The organism is Prosthecobacter sp., from assembly GCF_046154365.1.
GTDB lineage: Bacteria > Verrucomicrobiota > Verrucomicrobiia > Verrucomicrobiales > Verrucomicrobiaceae > Prosthecobacter.
Genome location: NZ_JBJXFV010000186.1, coordinates 1 through 9,192 on the forward strand (window position 1 = coordinate 1; position 9,192 = coordinate 9,192).

The following is a 9,192-nucleotide window of genomic DNA, read 5'->3' on the forward strand; positions in this document are numbered from 1 at the left end:
GCTCGATGACCGTCTCGTCGCGGTGGAGGACAAAGGGTTTCATGTCGTTGGGGAACATCATCCCGTAAAACGCGTCGAAGCCATGCTGGCGCGGGGAGAATGGGGCCAGGTGCCCGAGGTGCCACTTCCCAACGCAGGCGGTGGCGTAGCCGCGTTCCTTGAGGATCTCAGCCAGGGTGACCTCGTCGGGGTTCAGCCCCTCCATGTGCGCTTCGCTGAGCACGACGCCGCCATTGCGTCCGAAGCTGGACATGCCCACCCGCACCGGGTAACAGCCAGTCATGAGTGCTGCGCGCGACGGGGTGCAAACGGGGGCGGGAGAATAGAAATCGGTGAACCGGGCGCCCTCGGCGGCAAGCCGGTCGAGGTTCGGTGTCCGGATCTTCTCGAAGCCCGGGCGGTTGTCCGGCATCCAGTAGCACCCGACGTCGTCGTAGCCGAGGTCATCGGTGAGGATGACGAGAATGTTCGGTTTGGATGGCACAGGACTGGCCGCGTGCAGTGTGGCCAGCGGCGCGAGCAGCAGGGTGAGGAGGTAGAAGAAACGGCGGCATTTCATGGTCAAAGTAAAACGCCATTCGATTCTGGAATACATGGCCTAGGTCTGCCAAAAGTTGTTATCATTCTGCCATGCCACCCGAGTCACTCCAAAGTGCCTTTTTCGCCAGCATGACCGATCCGAAGGCATTCAGGCTCATGTTTGATCAGCAGCCCACCCAAGCCACCGACCTCCACCCGCCCGCCAAGAAGATCGTCGCCCTCCTCCCCGATCACGAAACCCTCACGCTCAGCCTGATCGTGAAGCTCACCCAAGGCAAACCCAGCACCGTGAAGCTGCGCCTGAAGGAACTCGTCGAGAAAGGCTACCTCGTGCCGAAGGAACAGGGGCGCGGGGCGCATTATGTGCGACCGTCGTCGTAGGCACTCTGGAGGATCAGATGTAGAGATTGGGCGGCTGGTCATGGCTGCGGTTCCACCTTCTATCAGGATGCGTCTCCCTCCGACGGCAGTTGCTTGAGCATCAGGTCAAAGTCCGATTCAAAGAGGCGATCTTGCACGATGCGGTATTTCTCAAACTCGCTCAGAGCATGGGCCTCAGCGATCTCTGCACTGACCTTGCCTGCGTCTTGCAAAATCTCACGATCGGTCGCGGCGATGAAGCGGTTGAGGCGGGTTTCCCAGTCATGCATGGTCATCGGAATCTCACGCAGCGCCATGCTCTCGGCCACATCCAGGTAGGCGGAGACGAGGCGCTGTAGTTGGGCCATTTCGTTCTCCGTCAGGTAGTTCTTCGCCACCACGACATCGAACTTCTGGATTTTCCCGCTGGGAGCATCCTTCCACGTCGTCAGACCCATGCGGTCCTTGGTGGCATCGGCGCGGGAGACGATGACTTCCGCCGCTGTCTTCCCGTGGATGGCCCAGTGGAGCTTGTTTTGCACCGTCGCAAAGAACCGCTTCGTGGCCGCCGCCGTGACATCGTAATCAATCGAGGTCGCGTAGATGTCGGTGATCTTCTGGTAGAACTTCCGCTCGCTCAGGCGGATCTCGCGGATGCGCTGGAGCTGCTCCTCAAAGTATTGCTTGTTCAGGATGGAACCGTCATTTTTCAGCCGCTCGTCATCCATCGCGTAGCCCTTGATCGTGAACGACTCAATGATGCCAGTGGCCCACTTGCGGAACTGCACTGCCTTCTCCGAGTTCACCTTGTAACCCACGGCGATGATCGCAGCCAGGCTATAGTGCTGGGTGGCGTAGGTTTTGCCATCGGCGGCAGTTATTCGAAAATTTCGAATAACTGACACCTCCTCCAGTTCGCTATCCGCGAAGACCTTTTTCAGGTGGTAGTTGATGGTGTGCGTCTCCACATCATAGAGCACCCCCATCATCTTCTGGCTGAGCCAGACGTTCTCATCCGCGTAAACAGCCTCCACGCCTCCATTCCCGCTGCCCGCCACAAAGGTGAGGTATTCCGCCGCTGATGAGCGCACGAGAGAGACTTCGGTCTTCTTTTTGGTGCGGCTGCCTTTGATCGGTTTGTCTTTGCTCATCAAGCTTGTCCCCCTGCGCAATGAATAATTGTGTGTGTTACAAAACACGCGGCCATAAGCTGCCAGAACACTTCCCGCTCAAACTGCACATCAAGGCGCGCGAGGTTATCCAGTCTCTGGCAGATGACGACTTGGGATTGGTGTGGCTGGCTCATGATGATGCTAAGCGGACTGTCAGGGTGAATTTAAAATCCATACTTATCCTTCTGAAGATAGAACGCCTTCTCGCCACCTTCCATGACGGCGGTGATGGGGGATTTCTCGCGGGAGAGGATCTCGGATTTTGTGACGATGCTGTCTTGGCCGACGAGGCGGAGAGTGAGCTGCTGGTTGTCTTCAGCGGCGACCGTGCCGGAGAGGGTGCGGCCATCGCGGGTGGTGACGATGACGAGCTGATAGCTCTCCTGCATGACCTCGCTGGGGTTGATGATCTGGGCGAGGATGTAGTCGAGGTTGGCGCGATTGGAGCCGGTGAGATCGGGGCCGACAATGCCGCCTGCGCCGTAGAGTGTGTGGCAGGCGATGCAGGTGCGCTCGTAGATGGCGCGACCATGACCGGCGTTGGCTTTGGCAAGCACGGCATCGGTGAGCATGGCTTTATACTTCGCCATCTCGGCCTGCTTATCACTGGCGAGCTGGGTGATGGGACCCCAGAACTCGACAAACGATGGCCCGAGCACGCGGTAGAGTTGGCGGGCGTCAAAGGCGGTGACATCGGTCTTCGGAATGGTGTTCTTCTTCAACTCACCGACCAAGGCTTGTGCCGTGCCCCGGCGAGCGGAGAGCGTGATGAAGGTTGGTAGTGGGTGAGTGTGTGTTTCATGGGTTTAATTTCAATCTTTCATCGCTCGATTCGATGGTCAGTTCTATTGGCTGACAACGCGGATGCTGCCCCAGTAGCCGAACTCGTTCCGCCAGTCGGTCGGGCTGTTTTGGATGGAGAGGTCGAGGTGTTGGCCGGCGAAGGGGGTGAGGTCCACTTCGAGGTTGAGCCATTCCTCTTTGACGGTCTGGTAGTCCACGAGGCGCTCGGCGAGGACTTTTTCGCCGGCGAGGACGCGGAGTTTCCAGTCGCCGTGGGGGTGGTAGCTGGCGCGGATTTTGAGCGTGGTTTTGCCGGTCTTGGGGACATCGAGATGGCGGTAGAGGGTGCATGGCACCTTTTGATTCAAGGGATGCGTCTGCATGGCAGTTTCGTTGCGGAAACTCTCGAGCTTGAGGACTCCGCCCTCGCCGACGTCGCGGATGGTGAATCCGGGGGCGAACTGCTGGACAATTCTCTGCGCGGCTTCGGGTGCATCGCCGGGAGGATAGGGCTGGCCTTTGGTGACCTGTTTGGCTTTGGGTGCGTCTTGGGATAGGTCGCCGCTGACGAGGCGGCGGGCGGTGAACTCGGCGAGTTTGGGCAGTTTGCCGTTCGTGGCGAGTTCGAGAGATTTTTCAGGCGCAACCGGGACCATGGGCTCGAGCGCGAACCACAGCATTCGGGGGATGTTGTTGTCGTCGATGTCCTCGGCGTGTTGGAGGAGGTTGGCGAGGATGGGCCAGCGCTGGTCGTGGGTGAGGCGTTGCAAGGCGGAGGCGAGATAGAGCCGGACGACGGCGGAGGGGTCTGACTTGGCGAGTTCAGCGAAGCGAGTCTGAGCGGTCTGCGAGGGCTTGCGGTCTTCGCAGAGGAACTGAATGCTGAAGGCGCGAACGTATTCGTCCTTGTGACCGAGGAGGGTGAGGAGTCGCTCTTCCGACAAGGCACCGATGACGTGGAGCGCCCAGAGGGCACGCAGACGAAGCCTGCTGGTGTCTGCGTGAGTCAACAGGGCTTCGAGATCGGCGACGACGGGCTCGCGATCCAGTTTTCCCGAGGTGGCTCGCATCTGGAGCTGAAGCCGGGCTTGGCGCACATACCAGTCGTTGGGGTTGATTTGCAAAGCGACGAGGTCTTGGTCCGAGATCTCACCGATGTCCTCATGTGGCTGTGGTTTGGCGGCCTTCGGCATGATGCGGTAGATGCGGCCGCTGTCGGGGAAGTTGATGGCGTTGCCGCAGATGTCGGTGTCGTGCCAGTCGAGGATGTAAACGCCGCCTTCAGGGCCGATTTCGACGCTGAAGCCGACCCAGGCGAGGTCGTTGGTGGTGAGGAAGTCTTCGCCGTGACTACCGATGAAGCTGGAGCCCTTGGGTTTCATCACATCGGTCAGCACTTGATGCTGGTGGATGTTGCACATGAAATGCTGGTCGCGATATTTGGCCGGAAAGGCATCGGCGAGATAAAAGCGAGCACCGCCGTGAGCTGAGCGATGGGTGTGGTCGCGGATCGTTTTGATGTCGTCGTAGATGTAGGGATTGAGGTGGGGCTTGCTCTGCTTGTGATAGACGCCGCCCTGCACGATATGGAAGAGATGCGGAATGACGCAGCAGCTCGCGAATCCTTGACCGACATCATTGAAGTCGAAGCCCCAGGGATTCGACAAACCTTGCGCGAAGACCTCGAAATGCTTCTTCGTGGGATGATAGCGCCAGATGCCTCCGTCGATGAACTGCCGCTCCGAGGCGGGTGCGCCGGGCTTTCCGACCATCGATTGGGTGAAGACACCATGGCATCCATAAAGCCAGCCATCAGGGCCCCAGAGGAAGCTGTTGAGTGTTTCATGACGGTCTTCGATGCCCCAGCCATCCAGCAGGACTTCCGGCGGGCCATCGGGTTTGTCATCGCCATTGGCATCCGGGATGAAGACGAGGTTCGGAGGTGCGCCGACGAAGATCCCGCCAAAACCGACGGCAATGCCTGAACTGAAGGTGAGTTTGTCGGTGAAGGTTTTCTTCGTGTCGAAGACGCCATTGCCATCGGTGTCCTCAAAAATCTGCACGCGGGTGACTTCCTTGTCGGTGTGCGAGCGGCGGTTCACGTAGTTGTAGTTCTCCACGACCCAGATGCGTCCACGTTGATCAAACGTGAAGGCGATGGGCTCACCGATGTCGGGCTCGGCGGCGAAGATGCTGACGGCAAACTCCGCCGGCATCTGCATCTTGGCGACGGCCTCAGCGGGCTTCAAAAAGGGGGCATTGCTGGTCTTCAACTCCTGCGCGTGGCCGAGAGTGGCACTGGCGAGGAAAAGGGCGGTGGTGGTGGTGCGAAAGAAGGCGGCGTTCATTTGGAGGGTTCGACCTGCTTGGTGGTTTGGAGATATTTCAGGAGGTCCAGGCCTTGGTCGGCGGGGATGGCGGTGAGCATGCCTTCGGGCATCATGGAGAGAGGCGAGACTTCACGTTTGGCGATGTCGCTCTTCAGCACGGTGGACTTTTGGCCGATCATGTTGAGGACGACGCGTTGATCATCCTCTTCCGCGAGTGTTCCGGTGAAGAGGCGACCGTCACGAGCCGTGATGGTGACCAATTTGTAGGCGTCCGGCACATCCGCGCTGGGGTCGATCATATTGAGGAGGATGTAGTCCAAGTCCGCACGATTTGATCCCGTGAGATCGGGCCCAATGTGCCCGCCCTCGCCGTAAAGGACGTGGCAGGATGCACACACCGCCTGGAAGATCACTCGTCCGCGGGTAGCATTGGCAGTGGCCATTCGTGCCGGGGTCACAAAGTTTTTGTATTTGGCGATGAGTTCCGCTTTGTCCTTCGAGAGGGCAGCCATATCGCCAAACACGGCGGTGAACGAGTCACCGAGGAGGCTGGCGAGTGTCCTGGCGATGTAGGCAGGCACTTCGCTCTTCGGAACGGTGCCATTCTGGATCGCTGGCAGGAGTTGGGTCGCATAGCTCTTTCGGGAGCAGAGCGTTTCCAGCACGGTGCGTTTGGACGTGACGTCGAACTCGGGATAAGCCTTCAAAAGCAGCTCGGAGACGCTGGGATCGTCGAGCGATCCATAGGCGCGGATCGCATCCACCCGCAGGTTGGCATCCTTCAAGAGCGTGGTGAGCGTCTGTTTGAGTTGCGGATGCTTCATCGTGACCAGCGACTGCAAATGCTCGCGTCGTTCCTCGGTCGGCGTCGAAGGATCCGTCAATATGGCGAGAGCGTGGGCCTTGGCGGATTCATCGCCAAAGATGAGGCTAAGCTGCTGACTCATCTGGCGCACCTCTGCATCGCCACTGGCTGCGAGAGTGGTCGCGGTGGCCTTCCAGCCGTTAGGCGCCTTCACATTGCGACGACCGGCGAGACCTTCGAGCGTGCCACGAAGCATGGCCGCCTGGGCGGCAGGTTCCTTGCTCACGGCAAGCGCTCGGGAGAGCAGATCGAGCGAAAGCTGCGAGTCGATGCGGCGGAAGTTTTGCTCGCGAAGCTTTTGGAAATCCACGACTGCGGCTCCGCTGGCTGCGTTGGCGGCGGCGGGTTTGTCTGCCTTGGGTTTCGCTGCGGGGGCTTTTTCGCCCTTGGCGTCGAGGTTGGCCTTGATCTCCTGCTCGTCCGGCTTGGTCGATGGCACACCACCTTTGGGCACTGCGACGTGCGCGGTCCACAGGATCGCATTCAGCATGATTTTGCGGAACGAGTCGTCCTGCCAACTGACATGGTTGTGAGCGCCGGTGAAACCGAACCCGCGCCCTTGGCCATCAGGCCGCTCATAAGCCCACGCAACAGGCTGACTTTCGCCCGCGGCCACGGCACGGCGCACCTCGGGGTTTCCGCTGCGTTCGCCGTCAGGTCGCTTGAGAGTTTCTATGCCTGGGAGGTCCGTGAGGATGGGCGTGACACCCTTCATGCCTTCGACAAAGCGCATGTGGTAATACCATTCGTCGTTCAGGCTGAAAGACTCGGCGCCATTCCAGATCTCATGCTGCACCGGTTTAAACTTCGGGCTCCAATGCGGATTGACCGACCAATTCAGGTCGCAAAAGCCGCCCATCCACTCGAGGAACTTTTTCGCCGGCATTCCCACCTCAGCCTCGGTGGCCCAGTGAATCATGACCACGCCCGTGCCCTTCTTCATGAGAGCATCGAACTCCTCCAGGTGAGGATTCAGCACATGCCCGCGATGCCCCGTGCAAAAAACGACGATCGTGGCGGCATCGTTGAGCACCGCTGGGTCTTCGGGATAGCCATCTTTCGGCAGAACCACGGCGTTGACATGGAGTCCCGCCGCATTCAGCCGCTTGGCGAGAATCATGTTCCCCGCGCGATGCTCATGCGCCATCGGTCCGTGACTGGGCTTGCCCGAGATGAAGATGATTTTCTTGGGAGCATCGGCGGCCGCGAGGTTAAACGCGGCACCCACCACGCTAAGCGCGCAGAAGCCTGCAAATCGGAGAAGAGTGTTCATGGAGGTGGAAAAGAAGACGACGAACAATATCCCGGTCGTTCAGACATGTTTTAGGCAAAATCGGCCATTCGGGTGCCTGAGGCTTGGCGTTGGATGAATGAGGCAGAGGAATGGAATGCCATGATTCCATCGCCCTCATTCTTCTGACTGTTTGATTATACTCCGTGATTGCTAGGAATTTGCTTTCCCGACCGCCGCACCGGAAACGGTCAGAACCGGGGCGACCGTGCGACCATGATAACCGCGATCAAAACCCACGATTCCAATCTTCGACCTGCCACCAACTTTAATGCCATGAGCGCGGCTGACACCACCTCCCGATACTCCCCCGCCACCAACTCCGGGTGCAGAGTTGTGGTGATCAACGATCACCAAACTACTTGGCTGGCCCAAAAAATCCTTCGAGCCTGGAGGACCATGGATTGGGCGTTTGAATCGCCAGCTCTTGGCTCAAGGACTTGAAGAACGTCACGAGACGATCCGCTTTGGCTTTGAGGATCGGGTCGGTTTTTAGTTTTTCGAGAAAGGGTTGATCACCTCGCCCTTCGTCAGCGACGCGTGCGGTCATCAGGCGGGCATAAAGCGTGGCGCGGTCGTCTGTGGCGATGTTCATGCCGTAGGGTTCGGCGAAGCCTTGCCACTTGGTGTTGTCTTTGTAGAAGCGGAGTTGGCTGGGGCTGTTGAGAGCACCGGGACTGCCGATTTTGTAGCGGAAGCCCTCTTGGTTGAGGCTGTCCCAGTTGGTGCCGTAGATGGGGCCGCCTTCTTTGGAGAACTCCCGGTCCATCAAGTGCAGCACCTCGTGGTGAATGGTGCGGCGGAGGAAGTCCATGGACTTGACCACTGCGGGATCAAAGGTGCGCAAGCCGTAGGCGAAAGACGCCTGGGGTAGCCAGCTCATGCCTTGTCCGGCGACGCCTGCGCCTCGGAAGTTGAAAGTGTCGAGCATGTAGAGATTTTTCACGTTGAGTCGCATGGTGATCGGCTCGGGATAGATCTCCAACTGCTCACGGCACATGCGCATGAACGCTTTGAACTCGTTAATCTTCTTGTCGGTAAAGTAGGAGTATTCGAGCCGCACTTTCACCGGCATGGGTGGCGCTTCGGAGCCGGGTTCCCAGAGCACTTTGAAGCCCCACTGCTCTTCCAGCTTGCGAATGTCGGTTTGGATCTCGCTATCGGCTTTGATCTTGTCAACGCTGTGCGTGTCGGTCAGATCGTTGAGGCAGACGACGCGCTGATGCTCGGGACTGGTGGCAAGCGCGGACCAGAAAGCTTCATCGAACTGCCGATCGAGCGACGTCATCCAAGCCTTCACGAGGTCGATGCGCTGCTTCAGTTTGGTATCGGTTTTGGCGAGCGTAAGCAGTTGATTAAACTCCCAAGCATCCCACAGCACCTGGTAAAGTCCCTCTCGTGCGTTGCTTGTCTTCGTGAGTCGTTTGGCGCTCTCAGTTTCGAGCTTTGAGTCATCGGACTCCATTGTTTTCCATTTGGCGAGGTCGAGCGGCGAATCGGGGGACTTTATGTCCGCAAGCAGGTCGTTGAACAGCGTGCGGTGGATGTAACCACGCCCAAGGACTTCGACCGAAGGCGTCATGGTCGTCGGCACGGTCACGAGGATCGAATCACTGGCTCTATCGGCGATGAAGGTCGGCGAGTAGGTCACCGCCGAGCCTTTGGCGGTCTTGGAGATGTAAGCGTTGGCCAAGACGAGATTTTTAGGGCCGTGTTTTCGAATAAAACCAGCCGGATAGCGCTTCAACTCCGCTTCCATCCACGTGAGAATTTGTAGCGCATGGTCGAGATGCTCCGGCTTGAGCGGGCTCACAACATGATTCTTGGCAAACACCGAATCATCGACCTGCG

At 58.6% G+C, this 9,192-nt stretch carries 6 protein-coding genes and 1 pseudogene; 1 reads left to right on the forward strand and 6 read right to left on the reverse strand.

Translation table 11 applies throughout. The features are described from left to right. The coding region (locus tag ACKVY0_RS24045; RefSeq protein ID WP_409217403.1) for a sulfatase-like hydrolase/transferase at positions 1-595 on the reverse strand (595 nt) is incomplete at its 3' end. A 35-nt stretch (positions 596-630) separates the two neighbouring features. Here ACKVY0_RS24045 and ACKVY0_RS24050 point away from each other — a divergent pair. Beyond that, positions 631-921: a hypothetical protein gene (locus ACKVY0_RS24050; RefSeq protein WP_409217404.1), complete on the forward strand. Its 291-nt coding sequence runs from the start codon at positions 631-633 to the stop codon at positions 919-921. Positions 922-983: 62 nt separating this feature from the next. On the opposite strand, the gene ACKVY0_RS24055 is transcribed toward ACKVY0_RS24050, so the two are convergent. The 5 genes and pseudogenes from ACKVY0_RS24055 to ACKVY0_RS24075 form a co-directional block, all read right to left on the reverse strand. Continuing rightward, the gene (locus ACKVY0_RS24055; protein ID WP_409217405.1) at positions 984-2,051 is read right to left on the reverse strand and encodes a virulence RhuM family protein; all 1,068 of its coding nucleotides are present in this window, start codon (positions 2,049-2,051) and stop codon (positions 984-986) included. Between the two features lie 185 nt (positions 2,052-2,236). Further along, positions 2,237-2,794, reverse strand: a complete 558-nt coding sequence (locus ACKVY0_RS24060; protein WP_409217406.1) for a c-type cytochrome — start codon at positions 2,792-2,794, stop codon at positions 2,237-2,239. Positions 2,795-2,917: 123 nt separating this feature from the next. Then, on the reverse strand, positions 2,918-5,203 hold the full coding sequence (locus ACKVY0_RS24065; RefSeq protein ID WP_409217407.1) for a PVC-type heme-binding CxxCH protein: 2,286 nt from the start codon (positions 5,201-5,203) through the stop codon (positions 2,918-2,920). Then, positions 5,200-7,323, reverse strand: a complete 2,124-nt coding sequence (locus tag ACKVY0_RS24070) for a ThuA domain-containing protein (protein ID WP_409217408.1) — start codon at positions 7,321-7,323, stop codon at positions 5,200-5,202. The genes ACKVY0_RS24065 and ACKVY0_RS24070 overlap by 4 nt, the downstream gene beginning before the upstream one ends. Positions 7,324-7,699: 376 nt before the next feature. After that, positions 7,700-9,192: pseudogene (locus tag ACKVY0_RS24075) on the reverse strand (hypothetical protein); the annotation flags it as partial.

What these genes read in the sequence shown, in the direction of transcription:
- ACKVY0_RS24050 (WP_409217404.1), top strand. Translation starts at nt 631, where the DNA reads ATGCCACCCGAGTCACTCCAAAGTGCCTTTTTCGCCAGCATGACCGAT.
- ACKVY0_RS24055 (WP_409217405.1), bottom strand. Translation starts at nt 2,051, where the DNA reads ATGAGCAAAGACAAACCGATCAAAGGCAGCCGCACCAAAAAGAAGACC.
- ACKVY0_RS24065 (WP_409217407.1), bottom strand. Translation starts at nt 5,203, where the DNA reads ATGAACGCCGCCTTCTTTCGCACCACCACCACCGCCCTTTTCCTCGCC.
- ACKVY0_RS24070 (WP_409217408.1), bottom strand. Translation starts at nt 7,323, where the DNA reads ATGAACACTCTTCTCCGATTTGCAGGCTTCTGCGCGCTTAGCGTGGTG.